This window comes from Neisseria wadsworthii 9715, assembly GCF_000227765.1.
Classification (GTDB): domain Bacteria; phylum Pseudomonadota; class Gammaproteobacteria; order Burkholderiales; family Neisseriaceae; genus Neisseria; species Neisseria wadsworthii.
Map to the genome: position 1 here is coordinate 387,917 of NZ_JH165159.1, position 25,570 is coordinate 413,486.

The 25,570-nt window shown below is 53.0% G+C and carries 23 protein-coding genes and 1 CRISPR repeat array; of the genes, 12 read left to right on the plus strand and 11 right to left on the minus strand.

All coding sequences use genetic code 11. From position 1 onward, the window contains the following. Window positions 1-84: 84 nt before the first annotated feature. Both HMPREF9370_RS11920 and HMPREF9370_RS11925 read right to left on the minus strand, forming a co-directional pair. Window positions 85-414 (minus strand): hypothetical protein, encoded by a 330-nt coding sequence (locus HMPREF9370_RS11920; RefSeq protein ID WP_156792952.1) that lies wholly within the window; start codon window positions 412-414, stop codon window positions 85-87. Continuing rightward, window positions 411-599 (minus strand): hypothetical protein, encoded by a 189-nt coding sequence (locus HMPREF9370_RS11925; protein WP_156792953.1) that lies wholly within the window; start codon window positions 597-599, stop codon window positions 411-413. The genes HMPREF9370_RS11920 and HMPREF9370_RS11925 overlap by 4 nt, the downstream gene beginning before the upstream one ends. Window positions 600-658: 59 nt before the next feature. On the opposite strand from HMPREF9370_RS11925, the gene HMPREF9370_RS01660 reads away from it, so the two are divergent. From HMPREF9370_RS01660 to HMPREF9370_RS01695, 8 genes are all read left to right on the plus strand, one after another. After that, window positions 659-1,504 (plus strand): CPBP family intramembrane glutamic endopeptidase, encoded by an 846-nt coding sequence (locus HMPREF9370_RS01660; protein ID WP_009115528.1) that lies wholly within the window; start codon window positions 659-661, stop codon window positions 1,502-1,504. 52 nt (window positions 1,505-1,556) lie between these two features. Then, window positions 1,557-1,859 (plus strand): DUF6968 family protein, encoded by a 303-nt coding sequence (locus tag HMPREF9370_RS01665; RefSeq protein WP_009115529.1) that lies wholly within the window; start codon window positions 1,557-1,559, stop codon window positions 1,857-1,859. A gap of 232 nt (window positions 1,860-2,091) precedes the next feature. Further along, the gene (locus HMPREF9370_RS01670; protein WP_009115530.1) at window positions 2,092-2,481 is read left to right on the plus strand and encodes a VOC family protein; all 390 of its coding nucleotides are present in this window, start codon (window positions 2,092-2,094) and stop codon (window positions 2,479-2,481) included. Between the two features lie 88 nt (window positions 2,482-2,569). Then, entirely contained in the window at window positions 2,570-5,701 is a 3,132-nt protein-coding gene (locus tag HMPREF9370_RS01675; RefSeq protein ID WP_040667325.1) for an ATP-binding cassette domain-containing protein, read from the plus strand. A 35-nt stretch (window positions 5,702-5,736) separates the two neighbouring features. After that, window positions 5,737-6,189, plus strand: a complete 453-nt coding sequence (locus HMPREF9370_RS01680; RefSeq protein WP_009115532.1) for a methyltransferase family protein — start codon at window positions 5,737-5,739, stop codon at window positions 6,187-6,189. A gap of 122 nt (window positions 6,190-6,311) precedes the next feature. After that, entirely contained in the window at window positions 6,312-7,178 is an 867-nt protein-coding gene (locus tag HMPREF9370_RS01685) for an alpha/beta fold hydrolase (RefSeq protein ID WP_009115534.1), read from the plus strand. Between the two features lie 31 nt (window positions 7,179-7,209). Then, entirely contained in the window at window positions 7,210-8,331 is a 1,122-nt protein-coding gene (locus HMPREF9370_RS01690; protein ID WP_009115535.1) for an ABC transporter permease, read from the plus strand. 64 nt (window positions 8,332-8,395) lie between these two features. Then, window positions 8,396-9,436, plus strand: coding sequence for an ACP S-malonyltransferase (locus HMPREF9370_RS01695; RefSeq protein WP_009115536.1), 1,041 nt, complete (start codon window positions 8,396-8,398; stop codon window positions 9,434-9,436). A 77-nt stretch (window positions 9,437-9,513) separates the two neighbouring features. Here the strand turns inward: HMPREF9370_RS01695 and HMPREF9370_RS01700 are convergent, their stop codons facing one another. Continuing rightward, window positions 9,514-10,134, minus strand: a complete 621-nt coding sequence (locus HMPREF9370_RS01700) for a LysE family translocator (RefSeq protein WP_009115537.1) — start codon at window positions 10,132-10,134, stop codon at window positions 9,514-9,516. Between the two features lie 242 nt (window positions 10,135-10,376). Here HMPREF9370_RS01700 and HMPREF9370_RS01705 point away from each other — a divergent pair, with 242 nt between their 5' ends. Then, window positions 10,377-11,129, plus strand: coding sequence for a methylated-DNA--[protein]-cysteine S-methyltransferase (locus HMPREF9370_RS01705; RefSeq protein WP_009115539.1), 753 nt, complete (start codon window positions 10,377-10,379; stop codon window positions 11,127-11,129). Between the two features lie 67 nt (window positions 11,130-11,196). Beyond that, window positions 11,197-13,082: direct repeats of the CRISPR family, unit length 36 nt; unit sequence GTTGTAGCTTCCTCTCTCATCTCGTAGTGCTACAAT. A gap of 63 nt (window positions 13,083-13,145) precedes the next feature. On the opposite strand, the gene cas2 is transcribed toward HMPREF9370_RS01705, so the two are convergent. The 3 genes from cas2 to cas9 form a co-directional block, all read right to left on the minus strand. Further along, window positions 13,146-13,472 carry a CRISPR-associated endonuclease Cas2 gene (gene cas2, locus HMPREF9370_RS01710; protein ID WP_040666777.1) on the minus strand — a complete coding sequence of 109 codons (327 nt, stop codon included), beginning with the start codon at window positions 13,470-13,472 and terminating at the stop codon, window positions 13,146-13,148. Further along, window positions 13,465-14,376, minus strand: coding sequence for a type II CRISPR-associated endonuclease Cas1 (gene cas1 / locus HMPREF9370_RS01715; protein WP_009115544.1), 912 nt, complete (start codon window positions 14,374-14,376; stop codon window positions 13,465-13,467). The genes cas2 and cas1 overlap by 8 nt, the downstream gene beginning before the upstream one ends. Window positions 14,377-14,457: 81 nt before the next feature. After that, complete coding sequence (gene cas9 / locus HMPREF9370_RS01720) at window positions 14,458-17,751, minus strand: type II CRISPR RNA-guided endonuclease Cas9 (RefSeq protein WP_009115545.1); 3,294 nt, start codon at window positions 17,749-17,751, stop codon at window positions 14,458-14,460. Between the two features lie 534 nt (window positions 17,752-18,285). On the opposite strand from cas9, the gene HMPREF9370_RS01725 reads away from it, so the two are divergent. The 3 genes from HMPREF9370_RS01725 (at window position 18,286) to HMPREF9370_RS01735 (ending at window position 20,893) form a co-directional block, all read left to right on the plus strand. Continuing rightward, a complete protein-coding gene (locus HMPREF9370_RS01725; RefSeq protein WP_009115546.1) occupies window positions 18,286-18,630 on the plus strand; it encodes a VOC family protein in 345 nt (114 codons plus the stop codon). Window positions 18,631-18,678: 48 nt separating this feature from the next. Then, entirely contained in the window at window positions 18,679-19,332 is a 654-nt protein-coding gene (locus HMPREF9370_RS01730; RefSeq protein ID WP_009115547.1) for a DNA alkylation repair protein, read from the plus strand. Between the two features lie 103 nt (window positions 19,333-19,435). Next, the gene (locus tag HMPREF9370_RS01735; RefSeq protein WP_009115548.1) at window positions 19,436-20,893 is read left to right on the plus strand and encodes an efflux transporter outer membrane subunit; all 1,458 of its coding nucleotides are present in this window, start codon (window positions 19,436-19,438) and stop codon (window positions 20,891-20,893) included. Between the two features lie 256 nt (window positions 20,894-21,149). Here HMPREF9370_RS01735 and HMPREF9370_RS01740 read toward each other — a convergent pair whose 3' ends face one another. From HMPREF9370_RS01740 to HMPREF9370_RS01760, 5 genes are all read right to left on the minus strand, one after another. Next, complete coding sequence (locus tag HMPREF9370_RS01740) at window positions 21,150-21,776, minus strand: opacity family porin (RefSeq protein WP_156792954.1); 627 nt, start codon at window positions 21,774-21,776, stop codon at window positions 21,150-21,152. 287 nt (window positions 21,777-22,063) lie between these two features. Further along, window positions 22,064-22,846 (minus strand): acetoin reductase, encoded by a 783-nt coding sequence (locus HMPREF9370_RS01745; protein WP_009115550.1) that lies wholly within the window; start codon window positions 22,844-22,846, stop codon window positions 22,064-22,066. Window positions 22,847-22,933: 87 nt separating this feature from the next. After that, window positions 22,934-23,251, minus strand: a complete 318-nt coding sequence (locus HMPREF9370_RS01750) for a biotin/lipoyl-containing protein (protein ID WP_009115551.1) — start codon at window positions 23,249-23,251, stop codon at window positions 22,934-22,936. Between the two features lie 110 nt (window positions 23,252-23,361). Then, complete coding sequence (locus HMPREF9370_RS01755) at window positions 23,362-24,381, minus strand: alpha-ketoacid dehydrogenase subunit beta (RefSeq protein ID WP_009115552.1); 1,020 nt, start codon at window positions 24,379-24,381, stop codon at window positions 23,362-23,364. Between the two features lie 26 nt (window positions 24,382-24,407). Next, a complete protein-coding gene (locus tag HMPREF9370_RS01760; RefSeq protein ID WP_009115553.1) occupies window positions 24,408-25,388 on the minus strand; it encodes a thiamine pyrophosphate-dependent dehydrogenase E1 component subunit alpha in 981 nt (326 codons plus the stop codon). Window positions 25,389-25,570: the final 182 nt, after the last annotated feature.

The following is a 25,570-nucleotide window of genomic DNA, read 5'->3' on the forward strand; positions in this document are numbered from 1 at the left end:
TTCATCATACCTATCGGCATTTTTTCTGGAGGTAATCAGAAAAGCAAATCTGCGGTGCAGAAAACTCAATGCGTAGGGCGGGCATCACTGCCCGCCATTCAGCCTCGCAAGTTTGAATTGCACGGCGGGCAAGGATGCCCGCCCTACGGGGGTGTTGGTTGTGATACTCGACGGCAGGCATGATGCGACGAATGTAGCGGCATGGATTCGTGATGATTTGAATAAGGCCGTCTGAAAAAACAATGCCTGTCTGAACACTATCATGCGTAGGGCGAGCATCCCTGCCCGCCATTCAGACTTGCAAGTTTGAATCATACGGCGGGCAAGGATGCCCGCCCTACGGGGTGTTGGTTGTGATGCCCGACGGCAGGCATGATGCGACGGAAGTAGCGGCACGGATTCGTGATGATTCAAATCAGGCCGTCTGAAAAAAATGCCTGACTGAAAATTTCCATGAGTAGGGCGGGCATCCCTGCCCGCCATTCAGACTTGCAAGTTTGAGTCATACGGCGGGCAAGGATGCCCGCCCTACGGGGATTGTTGATTGTGATGTCCGACGGCAGGCATGATGCGATGGAAGCAACGGCACGAATCTGCAATGATTTAAATCAGGCCGTCTGAAAAAACATACCTGCCCAAACAACAAGGAACTACCGCGATGAACCCACCCCAACACACTGTCAACCCAGCAGTTTACCGGCCCGTGTTGTTCTTCATTTGGTCGCTGCTGCTGCCGTGGGCGTTGTGGTTTGCCGCAGCTTACCTCAGCCACCAGCCCGACGGCGGGCACAAAGGTTTGCTCACGGCCTTGCTGTTGGCCGGTTTGCTCGCGCCGGTGTGTTTGGCGGCGGGTTTGTTGTGGTGGCAACCCTCGCTGCGGGCGGATGCCTTGTCGCGTTTGCGTTTGTCCGGCGCGCCCAAACGGTATTTGCTGGCGGCGGTGCTGTTGCCGCCGCTGTCGTTGGTATTGGCGCAAGGCCTGTCGCTGTTGTTCGGCTATCCCGCCGCGCAGTTCCATATTTCAGGCAGCCCTTCGTTTACTTCGGCGTTGATTTCGCCGTGGCTGGCTTTGGTGCTCGGGGCGGTGCTGGAAGAGCTGGCGTGGCACTCCTACGGCACGGACGCGCTGCTGTCGCGCTTCAGCCTGTTTGCCGCGTCGCTGGTTTTTACCGTGTACTGGGCGCTGTGGCATGTGCCGCTGGGCTTGGTGAAAGGCTATTACCACAGCGAACTGGTGGCGCAAGGCTGGCTTTACACCGCCAATTTTGTCGCCAGCATGGTGGTGTTTGTGCTGCTGATGAACTGGCTGTATCTGAAAAGCGGGCGGAGCATTGTGGTGGCGATGCTGTTTCATCTGGCCGCCAATCTCGGCAACGAGATATTCCACACACACCCCGACAGCAAAGTGATTCAGACAGGCATTCTGTTGTTGTTAACCGCATGGGTGCTGTGGAAAGAGCGGGCTTTGTTTTTCAGACGGCCTCAATTTAAACAGGCTACCTGAAAGGCCGTCTGAAAACATTGCAGACCGACCAATCAATAAGGAATAAAATATCATGACCGAAAAACTGAATATTGACACCGCCATTGCCTACCGTACGCTTGAATTGGCAGGCAACCCCAAAGAGCAAGTGAACATCTTCATCGGCAAACCCGAAAAACTGCACGAAGAAGAATGGGTGTGCCCCTACCGCATCGTCGGCGCGGGCAAAGACATCAATTTCCAAATCCACGCCCTAGACGGCATTCAAACCTTGCAACTTATCTGGAAAGTGATAGACGGTACACTTGCCGGAGAAAATTTGGCATTGTGCTGGCCGGGCGGTGATCCGTTTGCAGGCTTCGCCGAAGAGTATTGATGAAAGAAAAGGCCGTCTGAAAATAGATGGACGTAGGTCGGATTCTTGAATCCGACAGAATAGGGAAATGTACATAAAGGAACAATGTGTTAGTTGACCTTGAATGGTTTTGTCGGATACGAGTATCCGACCTACATTTGCTGCTGATTTTTGGGCAAAGGCATTGGCAGAGTGAAGTTGGTAGATTGGATTTTTGAATCTGACATGGTCTACTAAAAAAGGAGATAACGATATGACAAAACTTGACCCGATTATTGCAGTCAAAGATGTTGAAACCAGCTCAGCCTGGTACCGCACTATTTTTGATTTCAACAATATGCATGGCGGCGATCATTTTGCGGTGTTAACCACCCAAGAAAACGAAATTGTCCTTTGTCTGCATGCTTGGGAGTTGGACGGCCATCCGACCATGAACAATCCGAATATCACGATAGGAAACGGATTGCTGCTTTATTTTAGAACGGCTGATTGGCAAAAAATCAGGAAGAATCTTGAAAAAATCGGTTGGGCGATTGAAGAAGACATTCATCAAAACCCCAATTCCCATAAGCAGGAATTTTCTTTCCGTGATCCCGACGGTTATTTCATCACCGTAACGGAACCGCATGCTTACGAAGGATAAGCCGGTGTAGGTCGGATTCTTGAATCCGACATGGTTGCTTAGGCCGTTTAAATCCCACAATGCCTGTCTGAAAACAGAGTAACCCATGATGAATAACCCCGCCGTTTCCCTCCGCTCCGTTTCCCACCGCTACGGTAAAACCGTAACGGCGCTGGACGATGTGTCGCTGACTATCCCGCGCGGGGTAACCGTCGGCTTAATCGGCCCCGACGGGGTGGGTAAATCGACGCTGTTGTCGCTGATTGCCGGCGTTAAAATCATTCAGAGCGGCACGGTGGCGGTGTTCGGGCAGAATATGGCCGACAAAGCGGCACGGCAGGCGTTGTCGCACCGCATCGCCTTTATGCCGCAGGGTTTGGGGCGCAATCTGTATCCCACTTTGAGCGTGTATGAAAACGTCGATTTCCATGCGCGGCTGTTCGGGTTGAATGCCGCCGAACGCAAGGCGCGCATCAGCCGGCTGCTCGAAGCCACCGGTTTGGCGACGTTCCCCGACCGTGCGGCGGGCAAGCTCTCGGGCGGGATGAAGCAGAAGCTGAGTTTATGCTGCGCATTGGTGCATTCGCCCGATCTGCTGATTCTCGACGAGCCGACCACCGGTGTCGACCCGCTGTCGCGCCGCCAGTTTTGGGCGTTGGTGGACGAATTGCAGGCCGAAAGTGCGGGCATGACGGTAATCGTGGCCACTGCCTACATTGAAGAGGCCGAACGTTTCAGCCACCTGCTGGCGATGGACGACGGCAAACTGTTGGTGAACAAGTCCACCCGCGAGGTGATGCGCGACAGCGGTGCCGCTACGTTGGAAGCCGCCTATGTGCAGATGCTGCCGTCTGAAAAACAGCAGGGCTCGGGCGGGTTGGCGATGACCCCGTTTGTCGCCGATCCCGATGCCCCGCCCGCCATCGAAGCACACGGGCTGACCAAGCGTTTCGGCAGCTTTACCGCGGTCGATCGGGTGAGCTTCAAAATCGCGCAAGGTGAAATCTTCGGCTTTCTCGGCTCCAACGGCTGCGGCAAATCCACCACCATGAAAATGCTCACCGGCCTGCTGGAAGCCAGCGACGGTTCGGCCGAATTGCTGGGGCGGCCGATCGAAGCGGGCAATATCCAAACGCGGATGCGCGTCGGCTATATGTCGCAGGCGTTCTCGCTGTATGAAGAATTGAGCGTGATCGACAACCTCAAACTGCACGCCCGCCTCTACCAGATGGGTGCGGCCGGCGAACAGGCGGTGGCCGACGCGCTGGTGCAGTTCGACCTCAGCGATGCCGCCGACGCCAAACCCGCCTCGCTGCCGTTGGGCATCCGCCAACGCCTGCAACTGGCGGCGGCCTGCCTGCACAAACCCGAAGTGCTGATTCTCGACGAACCGACCTCCGGCGTCGATCCCGCCGCCCGCGACATGTTCTGGCGGCATCTGCTCAAACTCTCGCGCGAAGACAAAATCACCATATTTGTGTCGACCCACTTTATGAACGAGGCCGAACGCTGCGACCGCATTTCCTTCATGCACAAAGGCCGCGTGCTGGCGGTGGGCACGCCGGCGGAGCTGACCGCACGGCAAGCCGCGCCGAATCTGGAAGAGGCGTTTGTGCAGTATTTGTTGGACGACGAGGAGGGCGAAGGCCTGTCTGAAAGGCCGTCTGAAACGGCGGTTTCCGTGCAAGTAAACGCGCAAACAAATAATGCCGCCATGCCGCCGCAACAGGTTGCCGATGATTCGGAGAGGCCGTCTGAAACCGCAAGCGTCGCCCAACTGGCGGAGAGGATTGTTCGGTCGGATCAGGATTTGGATGTGCAGGCAGGGATAAGGCCGTCTGAAAATGTCCGCTCCGACAGCGACCTTGCTTCTTCACAAGTGAGTGAGGGTCAAACGGTTGTCTCACCCGAAACCTCAGCTTCTTCCGCCCCAGCCGAACCGTGTTCAGAAACCGGCAAGATGACAGAAAGAGAACAAGCCACCGATGTTTCAGACAGGCTACCTGAAACCGAAAGCGTGCCTCAAGTTGCCACAAGGAGTGCGCAGGAAAATCAGGTTTCGGATGCGCAAACAGGCAACAGGCCGTCTGAAAACACACCGCCGACCGACACCTTGAAATACTGGCTGGCAAGCGTGCGCACGTTTGCTTTGCGTGAAACCAAAGAATTGCTGCGCGACAAGGTGCGGCTGTTTTTCGCATTGGCGGGGCCGGTGATTTTGATGGTGGCTTTGTCGTGGAGCGTGTCGTTCGACGTGAAAGACCTCACGTTTACCGTGCTCGACCGCGACCAAACCACCGAAAGCCGCCGCCTCACCGAATATTTTTCCGGTTCGCGCTATTTTCAGCAACAGCCGCCGCTCTCGTCGCCAAGCGATATCGACACCGCCTTGCAGTCGGCGCAAACGCGCTTGGTAATTGAGATTCCCGAAGGCTTCGGGCGCGATATGCTGGCGGGCAGGCGGCCGGAGGCGGCGTTTTATGTCGACGGCGCGATGCCGTTCAACGCCAGCAACATCCAAGGCTATATCGGCGGCATTTTTGCACTGTACGGGCAGGATTTGGCGCGCGAAACGGGGCTGACGCTGCCGCCGCCCGCGGCCAAAATCGAGCAGCGGTTTATGTATAATCAGGATTTTGAAAGCATTTTCGCCATCGCGCCGGGCGTGTTGATGTTGGTGCTGATGCTGATTCCGGCAATGATGTCGGTGGTCGGGGTGGTGCGTGAACGCGAAATCGGTTCGATTTCCAATTTCTACACCTCGCCCGCCACCGTGCCGCAGTTTCTGCTCGGCAAGCAGCTGCCGTATATTGCGGTGGGCATGGTGAATTATGTGGTGCTCACGGCGATGATGGTGTTCGGCTTCGGCGTGCCGGTGAAAGGTTCGCTGCTGGTGCTGACGGCGGGCACGCTGATTCTGCTGTTCGTGTCCACCGCGCTGGGTTTGCTGGCTTCCACGGTTGTGCGCTCGCAAATGGCGGCCATCAGCCTCACCGCGATTGTGATTATGATCCCGACCTTCAACTATTCCGGCTTTCTGCACCCGCTCTCGTCGATGGAAGGCGGGGCGTACTGGATGGGCAAGCTGATGCCCGCGTCGTGGTATCTCAACATCAGCATCGGCAGCTTCGCCAAAGGCTTGGGCGGGCACGACCTGAGCCGCGAAATGCTGGTGCTGCTGGCGTTTTATGTGGTGTATTTCACTTCGGCCTGCTGGATTTTGAAGAAGCAGGAAAAATAATGCCTGTCTGAACGTATCGGGCAAAAGGAGGCGATATGGACAACCTGAAAATCCCGCCGGTGCTGCAATTGATTGCCTGCGCTGTATTGATGCGGCTGCTGGCAGACATACCTTTGGCGGCTTGGCAATGGCCGTCTGCCGGAGTTTGGGCCTTGCTGCCTGCGGCGGCAGGCTTGGCCGTCGGCGCGGCGGGCGTGGCGGCTTTAAGGCAGGCGCAAACCACGATAAACCCCGTTCATCTCGACAAAGCCTCCCGTTTGGTGAGCAGCGGCGTTTACCGTTTTACGCGCAACCCGATGTATTTGGGCTTATTGCTGATGCTCGCGGCTTGGGCGTTGTGGCTGGGGCATGTCCTGTCTTGGCTCGGGCTGCCGTTGTTTGTCGCAGGCATGAACCGCTTTCAAATCCGCCACGAAGAGCGCGTGCTGGCGCAAAAATTCGGTGCGCCTTATTTGGCCTATTGCCGTAGGGTTCGGCGTTGGGTTTGAGGGAATGCCTGTCTGAAAAGGCTATACAGCCATTCTATAAGCCGGCCCGAATATTGAGATACTGAATCCAAACGGGTTGGCTGAAAATATAAACGCGCTTCATATTTTGGAAAAGATGCATTATGAACACTATCGAAACACATACTTTCACCCTGTCTGACGACCTTTCGGTCGCCTGCCACACCGCAGGCCGGCCCCAAGAAGAAGCCTGGTTATTTCTGCACGGCGGCGGTTTGGATTCGGCTATGTTGTCGTGGCGCGAAATCATAACGCAGTGGCCGGGCAACGAATACCTGGTTGCCCCCGACCTGCCCGGCTACGGCCAAAGCAGCAAACCCGATATTGACTACACGCTGGATTTTTACACCGAGCTTCTCTACACGCTTTGGAAAACGCTGGGCCTGCAGCGTATCAACTTATGCGGCCTGTCGCTCGGCGGCAGCGTGGCTTTGCAGTTTGCTTTGCGCTACCCCCACCTGCTCAAGCGGCTGGTGTTGGTGGCACCGTGGGGCATCAGCACCGAGCTACCGTGGCCGCGGTTGGGCGGCTGGTATGCCCGCTCGCGCTGGAACCTGCCGGCCTACCGCCTATGCGCCAGCCGCCTGCTGACCCGCCGCCTGATTGCCGCCACACTATTCGGCGATGCCGGCAAAATCAGCACCGAACTGGTGGACGAAGTGCGCACTGCCGCCTTGGCAGAAGATGCCGGCAAAGCGTTCCAATCTTTCCAGCTCAGCGAAACCTACGGCGGCAAACCCACAGGCCGCCTGCTGCCGGAGCTGCCGAAAATCGACTGCCCCGTGCTGCTGGTTCACGGCAGCAAAGACCCGGCCGTGCCGCTGGCCGATGCCGAAGCGGCCGCCACCATCATGCCGCAGGCGCGGCTGGAAGTGTTTGAAGAGCACAAGCACTGGCCGCAAAAAGAAAGCCCCGAACGATTTTTGCAGACACTGGCCGAATTTACCGATGCAACCGCCGAATCGGTGTGAAATGCCTGTCTGAAACCCCCAAGGCAAGCCCATGCGCAGCATTAAAAACATCTTCTACTTAGCACAAAAAGAACTCCGCAGCCTGTTTTCCGACTTGGTGCTGATGGTGTTGATTGTGTTTATGTTTACGGTAACGGTTTTGTCCGCAGCTGAAATCGACCCCGGAGTGAGAAACGCTGCCGTGGCGGTGGTGGACGGCGACCGTTCGGCGCTTTCCTACCGCCTGCGCGATGCCGTGCGCGAGCCGTTTTTCCGGCCGCCGCAGGAAGTGGCGGCGGAAGCGGTGAATGAGGCGATGGACAAGGGCGGGTACATTTTTACTTTGGAAATTCCGCCGAACTTCGAGCGCGACGTGCTGATGGGGCGCAGCCCCGAATTGCTGCTGCAAGTGGACGCCACCGCCATGTCGCAGGCCGGTTTGGGCGCGGCTTATCTGACCCGCATTCTGGAGCGCGAAACGGCGGAGTTTGCACGGCAGCAGTCGGCGGAGAAATGGCTGCCCGTGAAGCCGGTGATCCGTTCGCACTTCAACGCCAATGCCGAAGGCAGCTATTACGGGCCGCCGATGGAGTTGGGCAATATGGTGATGGTGTTGGCGCTGATTTTGGTGGGCGCGGCGGTGATCCGCGAACGCGAACACGGCACCATCGAGCATCTGCTGGTGATGCCGGTAAACGCCGCCGAAATCATGCTGGCGAAAGTGCTGGCCAACAGTGCGGTGATTTTGCTGGTGAGTATGCTGTCGATGTGGTTGGTGGTAAAGGGGATACTCGGCGTGCCGGTTTACGGCTCCCTTCTGCTCTACGGCTTCGGCGTGGCCGTGTATCTGTTTTCTATTGCCGCGCTGGCAGTGATGCTTGCCACGATTGCGCCGAGCATGGCGCAGTTCGGACTCTTGATGATTCCGCTGTATATGGTGCTGCTGCTGTTTTCCGGCGTGGCCTCGCCGCGCAACAATATGCCCGCAGCGGCGCAATGGATCAGCGAATATTGGCCGAGCACGCAGTTTATCCGGTTTGCCCAAAGCGTGCTGTTTCGCAATGCCGGCTTGAGCATCGTGTGGCCGCAGCTTTTGGCAATGGCTTTGACCGGCCTGCTGTTTTTGGCATTTGCGCTGATGCGGTTTAGAAAAATGCTGGAGCAGCATGGCTGAGTGTTGAGGATGCGGTCAAAGGCCGCTGAGGCCGTCTGAAAACCATCATACAAGGAGTGAGACAATGGGTGAAACCGAACAAAAACGCCTGCTTGAGCGTGTACATGCCGAACCGTTTGCATTGTGTTTTTCCGGGCAAGGGTTTGATTGGATAAGTATGTTGCGAGAGGCTTTGGCCGAAGGTGCGCGGGAGGAAACCGGCAAGATTGCCGCTGCCGCCGCCCGCATGGTTGCGCCCGTGGCGGAGCAGCTTGCCGCCGCCCGCCCGCAGGGTTTTGAACCGATTGCGTGGGCAGACGGCAACAGCGAAATTGACTTGGTGCGTGCTGGCGTGAGCGTGCCCGGCATTTTCCTCTCGCAAATCGCCAATCTGCACACCTTGAAAGCACGCGGACTGGACATCGGCAAAGCGGCGGGCGTGATCGGGCATTCGCAAGGCATACTCGGGCGTTATCTGGTTAGCGAACCGCAGCGCGCCGCCGAAATTCTGGCATTGGCCGAACTGATCGGCGCGGCCGCTACTTTGCAAGGCAGAAAAACCGGCATGTACATGCACGACGGCGGCCATGCGATGGTGATGGTGCAGGGCGTGAGCCGAGCGCAGCTTGCCGACATGGTGGACAGCCTGTTCCCCGCCGCCCCAACCGATCCAGCCGCCTGCCCGTGCATCGGCCTGCGCAACAGCCAAGAAGCCTTTGTAGTAAGCGGGCAGCCGGAATCGGTGCAGCGCGTGTGTGAAGAACTTTCGACCACAATAAAAGATTCAGACGGCCTCACCCCCGAATCGCTGCTCGTGCCGCTTGAAGTGGAAGTCGGCTTCCACCATCCCGCGCTGGCACCCGCCGTGGCGCAAGTGGACGAATGGGCGGCGGCCTGCGGTTTGGACGCAGAACAGGCGCGCAGCATTGCGCAAACTGTGTTGGTCGATCCGGTCGATTGGGTGGAAGAATGCCGCCGCATGGCAGAGCTGGGCGTCCGCCGCATTTTGGAAATCGGCCCCTCCGGCGGCGTGGCCATGCTCACGCAGGCAGTATTGGACGGGGAAAATATCGAAGTGCTGGATGTGTCCGGCGCAGAAGGCAAGGCCGCGTTGTTTGGTGCGTGATAGACGTAGTTTTCAAGTTGATGAACAATGCGCCTTTTCAGACAGGCATTGTGCAAAGCTATGCCTGTCTGAAAACTTTACACAAAAAGGCTGATCAAGCCTTCCGCCCCGATATAAACCAGCAGCAAACCAAACACCAAAGCCATCACACGGCGGGCAATCGGCCGGGCCAGATAATTCCGCGCCACATGAGCCGCCTGTGTGTACACCAGCATGACCACCGCAACGGCCAGCAGAAACAAAGCGGAAAGCACCAAAAGCTGTGCCGTTTCGGAAAGCGGGGCGGAGGCGTCGATGAATTGGGGAAAATAAGCTAATAGAAAAATAATGGTTTTCGGGTTGATGATGGTAACGAAAAAGCCGGTTTTCCAGCCCGTGTTGCCGCCGCTTTCAACCAAACCGCCGCGGATACTGCGGATTTCATACAAAGAACGCGCGCCCAGATAAAGCAGATATAAAGCCGCCGCTGCGTTCATGGCAAACAAAATTTTGGGCGAAGCCGCCATCAGCCCGCCCAAACCCACGCAAACCGCTGCCAGCAACACCGCATCAGCCGCCAAAATGCCCAAAGTAACTGCCAAGCCTGCGCGCCAACCATCTTTTACCGCACCTTGAATCACCAACATCATCGCCGGCCCGGGCAAGGCGGCAATCAGGATGCTGGAGAGGAAAAAGTAGAATAAAGTGACTGTATTCATAAATGCTTCAAGCGCGTAGTAGGTTATGCATTCTTACTTACAGTGCCCTCTATGTAAAGGATAAGGTAATGAAATGGTTTATATTGTTGTTTCTATTATCATTGCTCACGCGATATTAGAGCTTGAAGCCGGCTTGGCGGTATAGATATTTGCGGCAGCTATTGCCTATATTTTTATGATGGGTTTGCAAGATAAATATCGGGTGGCGAATAATGCCTGTCTGAAAAAAGAAAGGAAACACAATGGATATCCGCCGGCTGCCCGATCCGCAAACCTTGCTTCCCGCACGGTGGCGGGCTTATGCCGCATGGCTGGCCGCACGGGAAAATCCGCCCGAATCCTACCGCGACCACCCGCTCGAATCGGCAGACGAACCGGTTATGCTGAAAAAAGATTTCGAGCGGCACGTCGGCATATCGCTCGGGCAGTACATCCGCCTGAAACGCATCACACACCTGCTGGCACAACGCAACAGCAAACACGACAACGAGCTGACGGTTTCTGTGCACGCCACCCCGTTAGGGCAGATGTTGGCCGTATTCAGCACACAAGGCTTGTGCCTGCTGGAGTTTCCCGAGCGCAAAATAATAGAGAGCGAACTCTTGGCCGTGCAAAAAGCATTTCAGGCGGATTTTGTGTGGCGCGACACAGCGCACAGCCAAACTTTACAGCAAGAGTTGAATCTGTATTTTGAAGGCCGTCTGAAAAACTTCGCCACGCCGCTCGACCCGGTCGGCACACTCTTTCAGCGGCAAGTTTGGCGCTCATTGCAAAGCATTCCCTACGGCGAAACCCGCAGCTACAAGCAGCAGGCGGAACGCATCGGCAAACCGCAGGCCGTGCGCGCCGTAGCCGCCGCCAACGGGCAGAACAAAATTTCCATCCTGATACCGTGCCACCGCGTGATCGGCAGCAACGGCGACTTAACCGGCTACGGCAGCGGCCTTGCGCGGAAGAAGGCGTTGTTGGAATTGGAAGGCGCAATGCCTGTCTGAAATAAAGATAAGATGGAAATTGATATGGTCGTGACGGTGAAAAGAAGAAAATAAAATTTCAAGTGTGGTTGTAGCTTCCTCTCTCATCTCGTAGTGCTACAATGAAATAAACTACGAGATAGGCGGCAAAATAGTTGTAGCTTCCTCTCTCATCTCGTAGTGCTACAATGAGAGGATGTCTGCTCGGCCGAGATGTCCTGTTGTAGCTTCCTCTCTCATCTCGTAGTGCTACAATTTGACATAGCCGCCCTCGTGGGAGAGGACGGTTGTAGCTTCCTCTCTCATCTCGTAGTGCTACAATCCTTCTGTATATACATCCACATCTTTTTTTGTTGTAGCTTCCTCTCTCATCTCGTAGTGCTACAATACCCAACATGGCGTACATCAGTAAGCCCTCGTTGTAGCTTCCTCTCTCATCTCGTAGTGCTACAATTCGGCAGACTGCACAGGCGTGGTGTAAAAAGTTGTAGCTTCCTCTCTCATCTCGTAGTGCTACAATGACAAAATGAAGCTGCCTCACGATGTGAAGGTTGTAGCTTCCTCTCTCATCTCGTAGTGCTACAATTTTGATAGCGATGCTGAAGCTTTTGTTTATAGTTGTAGCTTCCTCTCTCATCTCGTAGTGCTACAATCAGCCATTGTTTCCATTGTTTGGATTGCCAGTTGTAGCTTCCTCTCTCATCTCGTAGTGCTACAATTTCTCGCAACCCCTCCGTATCCACCAGCGGGTTGTAGCTTCCTCTCTCATCTCGTAGTGCTACAATTATAGCTTTTGACCGTACGCACCATGGCGCCGTTGTAGCTTCCTCTCTCATCTCGTAGTGCTACAATTCCCGAATACACCCATAGGACGCGCAGCGGGTTGTAGCTTCCTCTCTCATCTCGTAGTGCTACAATGGCACCGGTAAACATATGCGGCTCAAGCGAGTTGTAGCTTCCTCTCTCATCTCGTAGTGCTACAATAAATTCCCCATCATAATGTTCTTCACAATTGTTGTAGCTTCCTCTCTCATCTCGTAGTGCTACAATTGGCGGGTGCGCAAATGGCAGCCGGATTGCGTTGTAGCTTCCTCTCTCATCTCGTAGTGCTACAATTACGAAATGTTCGTATGCTTCGCTTTTTGCGTTGTAGCTTCCTCTCTCATCTCGTAGTGCTACAATCAAAGCGATGGAAGATAGAGGCGACACGGAGTTGTAGCTTCCTCTCTCATCTCGTAGTGCTACAATTTATCTGCCCGGCGGGAGTACGCTGAAAACGTTGTAGCTTCCTCTCTCATCTCGTAGTGCTACAATGGCAGGTGCTGTCGTAGTTCCTCCCCCTGCGTTGTAGCTTCCTCTCTCATCTCGTAGTGCTACAATAGCTTATCGTCGCTAAAGCCTATTGCCCGGGTTGTAGCTTCCTCTCTCATCTCGTAGTGCTACAATTATGTGGATGTTATTTACAGTGGCTGTGTCGTTGTAGCTTCCTCTCTCATCTCGTAGTGCTACAATTTGCGGGGGCTGCCTAAACGGATCGAAGGGGTTGTAGCTTCCTCTCTCATCTCGTAGTGCTACAATCCCTTGAACCCTTGCTCGACCGCGACTTGGGTTGTAGCTTCCTCTCTCATCTCGTAGTGCTACAATCGGTTTCCAAAGTGATGATTCAGCACCTGTGTTGTAGCTTCCTCTCTCATCTCGTAGTGCTACAATATTGAGAGCGTCTGCGATATTCGGGTTTTTGTTGTAGCTTCCTCTCTCATCTCGTAGTGCTACAATTAGCAACGTTATCAGGCTGGTCTACACATTGTTGTAGCTTCCTCTCTCATCTCGTAGTGCTACAATTTGAATTTGAAAATCCTGAATAACCGGAATGTTGTAGCTTCCTCTCTCATCTCGTAGTGCTACAATAGACCTGAAAACATTATATAGGCAGAAACAGTTGTAGCTTCCTCTCTCATCTCGTAGTGCTACAATACTTCAACAGGGAAGCCTTATAAAATAAGGCTTCCCTGTTTTATTTTGGTTAAAAAAACGACTTTAAAAAAGTAAAAGTTGGTCGGCATTGACCTTTTTTTCGCGGGGTTTTGGCTCTCCAATAAGCATAACCATGCTTGCATATTGTTTTTCTGTTACCTCCAAATAGCGGACTTGGCCTTCTTCGGGCAAATGTACTAACAGTCTTTTGTGGTGTTTCTGCAACGAGTCGCGTCCTTTTACAATGCGTGAATAAACCGATAATTGCAGCATGTGATAACCGTCTTTCTGTAGAAATTTACGGAATTGGTTGGCTGCTTTTCTTTTGGCAGCGGTGGTTACAGGCAAGTCAAAGAAAACGATTAAGCGCATAAATTTGGCCTCACTCATAATCATGTACCTTTAAGCGCAGCATTTGTGGCAGTTTTAAAAGTTTGGGTTTGTTTTGGCTGATGGCCGTCTGAAAAGATTGTATGGTGCGGTCTATGGCAGCCAATACACTATATTTGTTTCCGTCCAAAGCTGCTTGGCAGCATAACAAAGAGATTAGTTGTTGTTTGCTTGCGGGTGCCAGCTCCTCTGGCAGACTGTTGGAAAGCATCTTGTCGTAAACCCATAAATCCGCAATGGGACGATATGGTTCGATAAAGTCGTCGGCCAAATTGAAAGGATTGAGTTCGTTGCGGTGGTGCAGCCCAAGTGCAGGTAGAAAGCCGTATTGCACAAGTGCACGGGCAACGGCCGAACGCAGAATGCTGTAACCGTAATTCAAATGGGCATTTACGCTGTTTTCATGACTGCGGGCAAATTGTTCCCCGAACAGTACGCGGAAATACAAAGCGGCAGCTTGGCTTTCGGCGAAGTTTTTATCGCCGGATTTTACGCTGTCGGCCAAGGCATTCAGACGGCTTGCGGCAATATCGTGGCCGCTGTAATCGAGCAGCCAAGCCTGATTGCGGATTTTCTGTTTCACAATCTGTTGCCATAGCTGCTTTTTTTGCGGTTCTGTCATATTGATTTGTTGTTTGAGCACTTTCAGACTGCGGTGGTATTGTGCAAACGGCAGCCATTGGCCGCAGGGCAAAAATTGTTCGTCGCAGGTAAGCAGGGTGATGCCGTATTGTGCCAGTGCAGATAGCAAGGGTGCGGTTAGTACCACTTCCCGTGCTTCGACTACAATCACGGCGATGTCTTCCAGCGGTATAGGTATGGCTTCGTCCTGTTGAATCAGCAGGTGGCTTTGTTGTAGCGACAGGCGTGCAGGGCGGCTGATTAAAATGCTGCGCCAAGTCATTTGATTTTCTCCGTAAGTAGTCTTTTTTAAATGGGTTATACAGTAAAACGGCTACACCATTGAAGGTGCAGCCGCTAAGGGTTATTTTTTCTTTTTGCCATTCAATGCAGTGCGTTTTTCTGCTTTGCAAAGGCGGATTTCTTTACCCAAAGTATCGACCTGATATTTTTTTATGATCGGCTGATTTTGCGTACTGATCCGGAACTGTTGTTCTTTAGCACTTTTATCATGATATGCCAGCCAAAATCTGCCATCCGAGCTGTCACAATTAATATAGTAAGCCCGAAGTTCTTGATTTATGTCGTTAGGGTTTTGGATTTCAATAAGGTCATATTTATATAAACTAAAACAAAATTCATAATTGTCATCAATTTCATATCCTTTACAATCAACTGTCGGCAGCTCATTTTTTTCAACTTGCCAAGCATATACGGGAACAATGAAATATTGTCTTTTCCCTTTTTTATCTGTTTTTTGATAGACATCCGTCCGAACCATATCACCGTTAGTATCGGTAATGCCGTTACGTATTTTTAAACCATGTTTGGTATTTTCAATAATTCGAACAGCTTTGACCAATGACCCTTGCCCGCCATCTTTCGCAGGCTTGTAAAACGGTTTATCGGCAAACGCTTTAACGGGATCGTCTTTATGCGCCAGCAACCGTTCCCGCAAAGCTTGATATAAAGCAGGCTCGCGGTCGGGATAGCCGACGATATTTTCAATATCCTTCAGTTTTAACGCTGTGAGCGGCTTTCTCACCACGCTGATGTTTTCAGACAGGCGTTTGGCGGATTTGACGGTTTCAAGATGCCCTTGCCCCGTCATCTTGCGGTTGGGCGCGCGTGAGACAAATAAAGGCGATACAAAATCATGCAATGCTTCAGGCCGGCTGTTTAATTTCTCTGCCAGCTCTTCACGGGGAGAGTCGCTGAATACCCGTATCATCACTTCTTGGCGGAAGAAATCCCACGGCTGCGGAATGCGGGTTTTGACTTCGCCGGTTTCGCTATCCACGGTTTCCAAAGTTTCACGTCGCTGCATGGCTTTGGTGATTTTCTGCTGCATGGAAACGGTGGAGCAGGCGACCACGATGGCATCGAGTGCGTGGTGGCGGTCGTTGTCTTCCCTTACTTTTTTCAAGCCCCACAAACCGCGCAGCAGGGCAATAATCGATCCGCTTGGAGCAAAAACACGTTGGCGTTTTCTTTCTTTCCAATATGGATTCTCGCCAGCGACCTCTTCCATCAAAGCATTCGATGTCTCAGCTAGCCTTAAATTCGCCGTAATAAACTGACACATGAATTTTGAGATATAACGGGTATCGTTCAGGTTACGTTCCAAAAAGCCTTGTTCGGCTTTACTGTCCAATTTGGCCGTCTGAATACGCTGTTTTTTAACGTAAGGGAAATGACAACCCTGCACCCGTGCCTGAAACTCACGCCAACGTCTGCTGTTATTTGCACCATCCAACCATTCATAAGGTGTCTTATTACCTTTATTTTGATTAGATGATTTCAAAACCAAAACTTTATTATTCAAACTGTTATCCCATGTTCTACTCAAAGGTAAAGCATGATCTATTTCGACATAACCATCCTCAAACAATCTGTGCAGTTCAATAACATTCCCTGTATATAGACATTCCCCTTTTTCTTCTCTTAAATCGGAATACAGACATTTTCCATGTTGCTGCTCATATAACCTTAATTTCAAAATATCTTTAGGCGTTGGTTCAAAATTAAAATGCTTGCGTATATCACTAGCCAATCGATTTCTATCATTTTGATTTTCTTTATTTTTTCTGTCGATTTTATCTCTTTCTTGTTTGGATTTGCCCAACTCGCGTGCGGTTTCGATATGCACCCGCTGCGGCGAACCGTAGCGGCGGATAATCGCGTTAATCACTTTGCGTGCTTGCGTGAGTGTGCGCAGTACCACAGGATTGCGGATTTCGTCGGCGGGAATGGGTGGCAGCAGCACTTGATTTTTCGATTCTGCCAAGGCGCGGTGATCGCCGTAAACTTCTTTGCAGGCTTCGTCATAGCGTATGCCGCGTTCCATTAAAGGCAGAATATTCCTTAAGGCTTTCAGCGAAAGTTGGATAAACTTATCGAAGTTCAAACCTGCCAGCAGCGCGTCCAACACGTTTTCAGGTAGCCTTAAATCGGCCAAGGCTGCTTGAATATCCTCGTCGGTTTTATACAGTGAAAATGCCGTGCCGATTTTATCCAGTATTTCGGGATTGCGGATGCGGTTTTCCCATTCGCCTTTCAAACCTGCTTTGTCCAATATCGTGCGGATTTTGTGGTAGGCCTTCATTTCCATTAATGTGCCGTTTTCCGCCTTGAGGCCGTCTGAATCTTTTCCGTAACGCAGCCCTTTGAATACTGCGCTTTCAGGCAGATTCAATATTGAGCGCACCTGTTTATATGTTAGTTTGGCTTTTTTATACGGCTCGTCCAACAGCTTTTTGCGATCGCCTTCATCCAAAGCCCGCTCTTCGCCGTTGTACAGAATCCGCAGGTTGTTTAGTTTGGTCAGCCAAATAAACCGCTCGGCAGAATAAGTATTTTTAGCCGCTTTGTATTCGGAAGGCTCAAATGTGCATTTACCCAGCATTTTCAACACTGCTTCACCCTGTAAGGCACTGCGCTGCGTCATCAGTAATTCATCAACTTTGCTTTGCAACTCTGCCGAAGCAAACGGGTTTCCGAGCGCATATTGCCGCTCGAACAGCAAATGCAGCTCTTTCTGTAAATCCAAGCGGTTGAAAGTGTGGGTGTATTCGCCGCCTTTATTGCGCAAATGCCCCGATTGTTCCGCAAATAATTTAACCGCCAATTCGGCAGGCGTGCGGTATTGTTCGGAGCTTTCTGACAGCAGTTTGCTGTTTTCGGCCACGCCGGCAAGGAGACGGCCTAATTCTTTGTTTTCCGTTTGGGTTTCGCTTTTTCGTTGCGACAGATAACCGCGGTGTTTGACCAAATGCAGCAATACCGCCGCCCACTCTTGATTTGTCAGTTTTCGCTCCAAGCCCGCCACACGCAACTGCCAAGCATCAATCGGCAGATTAGGCAGGCCGTCTGAATTAAAGTCGGCAGCACTCAAAATACCTTCGCGCTTGAGCAGGCGGCGCAACCGCAGTAAACGGTGGGCGCGGCGGCGGATTAAGCGGCGCACACTGCGCGCCTGCCTGCGGGCCAAGGCTAAAGAATCGCCTGTTTTCGGCACTTCCGCCCGTTCAAACGTGCGTACCCCGCAATCCAGCAGGCCGACGGGATTTTCCGCTCCATCCACTAAGATCAAGGCCCAGCCTACTGAAGCAATACCCAAATCCAAACCCAAAATATAGCGTTGCGGCTGTTTTTTCATTTCTTCCCCTTTTCATCTTGATTTACAAAAAAATACATACGCTTATTTATAGTAAAGAAATAAATATTTGACAAGTGTTTTCATCATCATTAGAATCAAATTTATTGTTGCACTACGAGATGAGAGCCGTTGCTACAATAAGGCCGTCTGAAAAGACGTGCCGCGACGTAAAGATTCAGAAATGAGTTGAGCCCCTGTTTAAGTCCGCTTAAACAGGGGCATCGTCTTTATTAATATCTGAAAAAGCCTGTTATGGTGAATCAACTTAAAGATAAAAATAGTACGCTCGTCATACTCGGGGCAAGCCCGAGCAGGCCGTCTGAAAACAATCAACTGTTCCAAAGTCAGGAACCTTCCAATTGATATCAAAGGTGCGGTATTCTTAGATAACCAAACTCCCTAAGCCTAAAATATCCGAAATACCAAACTGTGGATCTTGATGTGGCAGTGGCGGAGTAAAAAACATTGTTGGAACGGCAAGGCGCAATGCCTGTCTGAAAAACAATCACAATCTTCTACACGCAGGAGAAAAGCATGAAACTGTTTAAAACCAACGATTTGGTTTCCGTTATCAATGTGGCGGATTATGAAACCGCGCTGGCGTGGTATCAAACATGGCTGAGTGAGCCGGACGAGGTGCCGATGGAAGGCATGGCGGAATGGCGTATTGCCGACCATGCTTGGCTGCAACTCGCCGGTGCGGAGACGGGCGGTAAGGCGGTGGTGGTTATCGGTGTGGACGACGTGGCCGCTTGCCGCGAAGCGCTTATTCGGGCAGGCATCGAGGCGGGGGAAATTGTCGATTGGGAAGTGGTGCTGGCTTGCGATGTGGCCGATCCGGAAGGCAACGGCATTTCTTTTGTGCAGCTTAAAGAATAATTTGCAGGCTCGAATGGCATTGTTGGCCGTCTGAAAAAGGTGCATACGATGAATTACGAAGAACTGCTCGCTATCCTTACCCGCGAAGCCGACCCCGAACGCGCCGTGCCGATGAAAGCCTATATGAAACACCGTTTCGACTATCTCGGCATCAGCAAGCCGCGTTTGGCTCAAATCTGCAAGCCGTTGTTTAAAAATGCGGCGGCAGAAGAAGTTGACTGGCGGTTTGTCGAACAATGTTGGGCTAATCCGCATCGCGAGCTGCAATACTGTGCGCTTGAGTATCTGAAAACCATGCAGAAAAAGCTCACGCCGCTAGACATTCCGCACCTGAAAAAGCTGATTACCGAAAAATCGTGGTGGGATACGGCGGACGTGCTCGACCGCATTGTCGGCGGCATCGCTTTGGTTTACCCCGAAACCAATGCCGTGCTGCTGGATTGGAGCAACAGCGGCAATATCTGGCTGCGGCGCGTCGCCATCGACCACCAGCTTTTGCGCAAAGACAAAACCGACACCGCGCTGCTGGAGCAAATTATCTGCAACAATCTGGAGCAAAAAGAATTTTTCATCAACAAAGCCATCGGTTGGGCGTTGCGCGATTACAGTAAAACCAACCCCGAATGGGTGCGGGCATTTATCGAACGGTACCGCAGCCGTATGGCGAAACTCAGTATCCGCGAGGCGGAGAAGTATGTGTAAGCCGCATGACCGAAACAATCTGCACAAACGTTTTAGCGAAACTCACAAAGTTTGCTTTCAGACGGCCTACATGCCTGTCTGAAAATAAAGATAAGGAAAAGCCATGAAACCCCGTTTGAACCCCGTTGCAAGCAGCCTGATGTTGGCACTGATGCTCGCCGCCTGTAAAAGCACCGTTGTGCCGCTCAAAAGCAAAATCGATATTCCGCAAGCCTTCAGCCAAGCGGAAGCGGCGCGCGGCAGCGCGGAAATCGGCCGCTGGTGGCAGCATTGGAACGACCCCGTACTCAGCCGCTTAATCGAACAAGGTTTGCAGCAAAACCACGATATCCAAATTGCCCGCAGCCGTTTGAACGAAGCGCGTGCCATTGAGCGCTTGGCCGATGCCGATAAAGGCCCGACGATCGGCGCGGGCGCGGAAGCATCACGCCTCAACGCCCGCATCAGCAACCCGCTGAGCGACGAAGCCCGCGCCGTGCTCGGAAGGATTCCGCAGGCTGCCGATTTGGCGGGAGAGCGTTTCACGTTGAAAGGCAACAGTCTTACGGGTGGCTTTTCCTCGTCGTGGGAGCCGGATATTTTCGGGCAGAAACGCAGCGATGCCGATGCCGCCGCTTATGCCGCACTCGGCAGGCAGGAAGAAGTGTACGGCACGCAAGTGCTGATCGGCGGCGCAATTGCCGAGCATTACCTGCAAGCCCGCGCCGCCCAAGCGCGTTTGAAATCGGTAAACCGCAATATCGCCACCGTCGAGCGGCTGGCGAAATATGTACAAGGCCGTTTCAAAGCAGGCCACGTTACCGCTTATGAAGTGGACGAAGTCGCCAGCAAGCTCACCGCCTTGCGCGCCAAACAAAGCACCATCGAATCGGAATACGCCGCCCATGTGCGCAGCATCGCCGTGCTTACCGGCCAAACCCCGCAAACATTTGCCCTGCCGGAAAGCAGCGTCAACATCTTAAGCGCGCAACCCGCCGCCCCGAGCGGCCAAACCCCGCAAGGCCTGCTTGAGCGCCGCCCCGACATCCGCGCCCATGCCGCGCAAGTGAACGCCTATGCCGCCAAGCTCGCCAGTGCCAAAGCCGACTTATTGCCGCGGTTTACCATCGAATTTTTGGGCAGAGGCACCATCAGTATCGACAGCGACAGCGATTTAAAAGGCTGGGGCAGCTTAATCAAAGCAGGCATCACAGTGCCGATTTTCACCAACGGGCGCATCAAAGCCAACATCGCCGCTGCCGATGCACGGCTTCAGACGGCCTTATTGCAATACGACCAAAACATCCTCAAAGCTCTCGGCGAAGTGGACAGCGCATATCAGGCACACGGCGCGCTTACCCGCCAAAACACCTTGCTCGTTACCGCACACAAACAGGCGGCAAAACAGGCGGGCGATGCCGAAAAACTGTTTAAATACGGCCAAAAAACACTCGATAACGCCCTCACCGCACGCCTGAACGAAGAAGCGATGCAGGAAAACCTGATTCAATCACAACTGGCGCGCGCGCGGATGCTGATTGGTTTGTATAAGGCGTTGGGCGGCGGTTGGCATGCCGATTAGAAGATAAAGAGGAAATGCCTGCCTGAAAAAGAAAAACGCGTTTTCAGACAGGCATATAGTTAAACCATTTGGATAATAGTACCGTCATACTCGGGCTTGACCCGAGTATCCCCAAATTTACTGAAACTCAAGATACTCGGGTCAAGCCCGAGTATGACGTGTGTGCTTTTTCTTAAGTTGATTGTCTATATGATGTAAAAAAAGCGTACCGCCGAAGCAGTACGCTTTTTATATGTCAGCCTTCAAAGGCTTTGCATCAGTTGAATGTGTAGCGCACACCGGCGGATACTTCATGCGCTTTCAGGTCTGAATCCAAACGGTTGTAGCGGTAGCCCACATCGGCGGCCAGATTGTTGCTGAATTTGTAGCCCACACCGGCCATTGCGCCGTAGCCTACTTTGGTTTTGCTTTCGGAAGTATGGGAGCGGGTGCCGGCTGAAACGCCATGCGATTCATACTTCAACCGGTTGGCCGACAAGCGTGCGCCAACGTAGGGTTGGAAGTTCGATTGCAGCGGAATATCGTAAATCACGGATGCGCCCATACCTCGGGCTTTTACTTTAACGTCCAGCTGCTCATCGCCTTTTTTGGCGCTGTCATTCATGTTTTTGTAGTGGGTATAATCACCGGCTACGCGCACGTCGCCGAAATCATAACCGGCGCTTACACGGGGCATAAAGCCTGAATCTTTGTAAGAGTTTTTCAAGCTTTTGAATGTGTCGCGCACTTTGAATTTTTCGTCATCATCTACTTTTATATTGGCCAAGCCGATATCGCCTTGAATGTAGGGGCCGGTTACTTCATCGGCCATTGCAGCGGTAGAAAACGATGCTCCCAAAGCTGCCACCATAAAGGCAGCCAAACGTGCAGATTGATGTTTCATGCGGAAACCTTTCTTGTCTTGAGTTGATTTGATTATGAGCGGATATGCCCATTTACCTGCTTCATCAAAATTGACACAGGTGCTTAAAATTGTAGCAAGCATGATGTTAAAGCAAACAGGCTTTGTGTAAGGTTGTTTTTTATTTGTGCCGAAATTGTTGCGGATTGTAAAAATAGCTCAATGAGTTTCAGATGCCTGCCTGAAACGTTAAATTGGGTTTCAGACAGGCATTCTTTACAACAATCTGGGATGATGCGCGTTTTGATTTCAGACGGCCTTTTCTGAGTTTAACGATACACCATACCGCCGTCGATAATCAGCGATTGCCCGGTCATATAATCGGAATCTTCCGAAGCGAGATAGTGTACTAATGCGGCCACGTCTTCCGGCTTTTGCGTGCGCCCCATCAGGATGCCGGTTGAGAATTTTTCAAATGCTTCTCCCGGTTTGAGGCCGAGGTATTTGCCCATTTCGGCGTCGATGCGGTCCCACATTTTGGTGCCTGCCACGCCGGGGCAGTAGCCGTTGACGGTAATTTTGTATTTGGCCAGTTCTTTGGCGGCGGCGATGGTGATTGCGCGTACGGCGAATTTGCTGGCGCAATATACGCCCAAAAGGTCGAATGATTCATGGCCGGCGATGCTGCAGGCGTTGATGATTTTGTATACGCGGTTGCCGCCTTGTTTTTTCATTTGTTCGGCGGCGGCCTGTGTACCGAAAATCACGCCTTTGACGTTGATGTCGAACACGCGGTCGATGTCGGCTTCGCCCACTTCTTCCAGCAGCATCACTTCTTCGATGCCTGCGTTGTTGATGAATACGTCTATGCTGCCGAAGGTATCGACAGCGTGTTTTACCAGGGCAAACTGGTCTTCGCGCTTGGCAACGTTGCCGACAAATGAGGCTGCGGGTTGGTTGCGGCTTTTAAATTCCTGCTCTGTTTGTGCGAGTGTGTCGGCGTTGATGTCGGATAGCACGATGTTGAAGCCGTCTTGTGCAAGGCGTTCGGCTATGCCTTTGCCCAAGCCGTCGGCGGAGCCGGTGATCACGGCGGTTTTTTGTCGGGACATGTTGTTTCTCCTTTGTTGGTTACACCTGTCTGAAAAATAGGGATGGTGTTTCAGACAGGCATGGTTATGGCTCGTTTTTAATTTAGTTTATTCATCCACTTCGTCGGCAGACGGCGGCACCCAGTTGGCGATAAAGGCGTCGATGTCGGCTTCGGAGGTGTCGGCATCGGCGAGGATGCCGATCAGGGTTTTGACCGGCAGGGTTTCGCCTGCACCGTGGAGGATGCGCCGCAATACGCCTGAGTCGGTGGCTTCGACGGCGTTGGTGAGTTTGTCGGTGTCGATGTTGAGGATTTCCATGCCGACGCTCACGGGTGTGCCGACTTCAATCAGCCATTCGTTGATGGTGCCTTCTTCCATGGTCAGACCCCATTTGGGGATGATGACGGGTTTGATGTTACTCATGGTTGTCTCCTTTGTTTATGGTAAATGCCGTCTGAACAAGATTTCAGCGGGTTCAGGTATGGCTTCGGCAGGGCGGGCATGTTTGCCCGCCGTTGCTTTGATCATGGTTTTCAGACGGCCTCAACCTTACCTAAGGTTTTGCGCACGGCGTCGGCGATTTGTTTGCCGCCGGGCAGATACAGTTTTTCCAATACGTTGGAGAACGGCACGGGCGTGTGCGGCGGCGACACCATTCGGATGCCTGCTTTGAGCGCGCCGAACATGTGCTGGCATACTTGGGCGGAAATGTCGGTGGCGATGTTGCAGCGCGGGCTGGCTTCGTCCACCACGACCAAGCGGCCGGTTTTTTCTACGGAATTCAACACGGTGTCGATGTCGAGCGGAGAGAGGGTACGCAGGTCGATGATTTCGACTTCAATGCCTTCTTTTTCCAACAGTTTGGCGGCATCCATGCTGCGCTGAACCATCATGCCGTAGGCGACGATGGTGGCATCTTTGCCCTCGCGCACGACGTTGGCTTGGCCGAAGGGGAGGGTATACAGCTCTTCCGGCACGTCGCCTTTTACGCCGTACAGGCTTTTGTGTTCGCAGAAAATCACGGGGTCGTTGTCGCGAATGGCCTGAACCAGCAAGCCTTTGGCGTCATAAGGATTGGACGGGCACACCACTTTCAAGCCCGGCACATGGGCAAACATGGGCGTGAGCATTTGGCTGTGCTGCGCCGCTGCGCTGAAGCCGCCGCCGACCATCGCGCGGATAACGACGGGGGTTTCTGCTTTGCCGCCGAACATATAGCGGAACTTGGCGGCTTGGTTGAGAATTTGGTCGAAACACACGCCCATAAAGTCGATAAACATCAATTCGGCAATCGGACGTAGGCCGCAAGTGGCGGCGCCGATGGCCGCGCCTATGTAGGCGGCTTCGGAAAGCGGCGTGTCCATCAGGCGGTCGCCGTGTTTGGCATACAGCCCTTTGGAGAGGCCGAGTACGCCGCCCCAAGCGTCGCGTTCGCCGCTGGCGCCTGCGCCGCCGATGATGTCTTCACCCATCATAATCACGGTGGGATCGCGGCTCATTTCCTGATCGATGGCTTCGTTAAGCGCTAATTTCATGGTTAATTGGCGGGACATGATCTGTTTCTCCTGTTTTTTGGTTTTTAATAGCTTACATAAACGTCAGTCAGCAAATCTTCCGGCGTCGGCACCGGCGCGGCTTTAGCTTCCTGTACCGAGCGTTCGATTAACTCGAGCACTTCTTTGTCGATGGCGTCCAATTCGGCATCGGTAATCACGCCGGCTTCGGTAACGCGTTGGCGGAAGATTTTCAGGCAGTCGTGGTGGGCGCGCAGGTTGTCGACTTCGCCTTTCGGGCGGTAGGTTTGCGCGTCGCCTTCAAAGTGGCCGAAGAAACGGTTGGTTTTGCATTCGAGCAATGCCGGGCCGCCGCCGTTGCGGGCGCGCCGGATCACTTCGCCGGCAGCTTCGTACACGGCGAAAAAGTCGTTGCCGTCCACTACCACGCCGGGGATGCCGAAACCGATGCCGCGGTCGGCGAAGCTGTTGGCGGCGGTGCCGTAATCGCGTGCGGTGGATTCGGCGTAGCCGTTGTTTTCAATCACAAAAATCACCGGCAGATTCCAAATGGCCGCTAAGTTCAGGCTTTCCAACACGGTGCCTTGGTTGGCCGCGCCGTCGCCGCAGAAGGTGATGGCCACGCCGCCTTTGCCCTGAAATTTGGCTGCCAACGCAGCACCGCAGGCCAGCGGCGCGCCCGCCCCGACAATGCCGTTCGCCCCCATCATGCCTTTTGACAAATCGGCGATGTGCATCGAGCCGCCTTTGCCGCGGCACACACCGTCGCGCTTGCCGTAGATTTCTTTCATCATGCCGATCACGTCCACACCTTTGGCGATGCAGTGGCCGTGCCCGCGGTGGGTGCTGGCGATGTGGTCGTTGTCGTTCAAGTGGAAAATCACGCCCACGCCGGTGGCTTCTTCGCCTGCGTAAAGATGTACGAAGCCGGGAATGTCGCCGCGCGAGAAGTCGATATGCAACCGCTCTTCAAATTCGCGTATCGTTTTCATGCGGCGGTAGACTTCGAGCAGTTGGTTTTTTTCTAAAGGCAGTTTGATGCTCATTGGGTTTCTCCTTATTCAACGGGTTTTAGGGCGGCGGGCAGGGATGCCCGCCCTACATATTGCGTTTTCAGACGGCCTTTTTGGTTTTGTTTTATGGGGTGTGCGGTTGTGTGCCGTAGGGCGGGCATCCTTGCCCGCCGTTTGACTGTTTTAAAATATACTGTTTCAGACGGCCTGCTATG

Bases quoted from the DNA above. Each gene is read 5' to 3' on its own strand.
- HMPREF9370_RS01660 (WP_009115528.1), top strand. From the start codon at position 659: ATGAACCCACCCCAACACACTGTCAACCCAGCAGTTTACCGGCCCGTG.
- HMPREF9370_RS01665 (WP_009115529.1), top strand. From the start codon at position 1,557: ATGACCGAAAAACTGAATATTGACACCGCCATTGCCTACCGTACGCTT.
- HMPREF9370_RS01670 (WP_009115530.1), top strand. From the start codon at position 2,092: ATGACAAAACTTGACCCGATTATTGCAGTCAAAGATGTTGAAACCAGC.
- HMPREF9370_RS01675 (WP_040667325.1), top strand. From the start codon at position 2,570: ATGAATAACCCCGCCGTTTCCCTCCGCTCCGTTTCCCACCGCTACGGT.
- HMPREF9370_RS01680 (WP_009115532.1), top strand. From the start codon at position 5,737: ATGGACAACCTGAAAATCCCGCCGGTGCTGCAATTGATTGCCTGCGCT.
- HMPREF9370_RS01685 (WP_009115534.1), top strand. From the start codon at position 6,312: ATGAACACTATCGAAACACATACTTTCACCCTGTCTGACGACCTTTCG.
- HMPREF9370_RS01690 (WP_009115535.1), top strand. From the start codon at position 7,210: ATGCGCAGCATTAAAAACATCTTCTACTTAGCACAAAAAGAACTCCGC.
- HMPREF9370_RS01695 (WP_009115536.1), top strand. From the start codon at position 8,396: ATGGGTGAAACCGAACAAAAACGCCTGCTTGAGCGTGTACATGCCGAA.
- HMPREF9370_RS01700 (WP_009115537.1), bottom strand. From the start codon at position 10,134: ATGAATACAGTCACTTTATTCTACTTTTTCCTCTCCAGCATCCTGATT.
- HMPREF9370_RS01705 (WP_009115539.1), top strand. From the start codon at position 10,377: ATGGATATCCGCCGGCTGCCCGATCCGCAAACCTTGCTTCCCGCACGG.
- cas2 (WP_040666777.1), bottom strand. From the start codon at position 13,472: ATGAGTGAGGCCAAATTTATGCGCTTAATCGTTTTCTTTGACTTGCCT.
- cas1 (WP_009115544.1), bottom strand. From the start codon at position 14,376: ATGACTTGGCGCAGCATTTTAATCAGCCGCCCTGCACGCCTGTCGCTA.
- cas9 (WP_009115545.1), bottom strand. From the start codon at position 17,751: ATGAAAAAACAGCCGCAACGCTATATTTTGGGTTTGGATTTGGGTATT.
- HMPREF9370_RS01725 (WP_009115546.1), top strand. From the start codon at position 18,286: ATGAAACTGTTTAAAACCAACGATTTGGTTTCCGTTATCAATGTGGCG.
- HMPREF9370_RS01730 (WP_009115547.1), top strand. From the start codon at position 18,679: ATGAATTACGAAGAACTGCTCGCTATCCTTACCCGCGAAGCCGACCCC.
- HMPREF9370_RS01735 (WP_009115548.1), top strand. From the start codon at position 19,436: ATGAAACCCCGTTTGAACCCCGTTGCAAGCAGCCTGATGTTGGCACTG.
- HMPREF9370_RS01740 (WP_156792954.1), bottom strand. From the start codon at position 21,776: ATGAAACATCAATCTGCACGTTTGGCTGCCTTTATGGTGGCAGCTTTG.
- HMPREF9370_RS01745 (WP_009115550.1), bottom strand. From the start codon at position 22,846: ATGTCCCGACAAAAAACCGCCGTGATCACCGGCTCCGCCGACGGCTTG.
- HMPREF9370_RS01750 (WP_009115551.1), bottom strand. From the start codon at position 23,251: ATGAGTAACATCAAACCCGTCATCATCCCCAAATGGGGTCTGACCATG.
- HMPREF9370_RS01755 (WP_009115552.1), bottom strand. From the start codon at position 24,381: ATGTCCCGCCAATTAACCATGAAATTAGCGCTTAACGAAGCCATCGAT.
- HMPREF9370_RS01760 (WP_009115553.1), bottom strand. From the start codon at position 25,388: ATGAGCATCAAACTGCCTTTAGAAAAAAACCAACTGCTCGAAGTCTAC.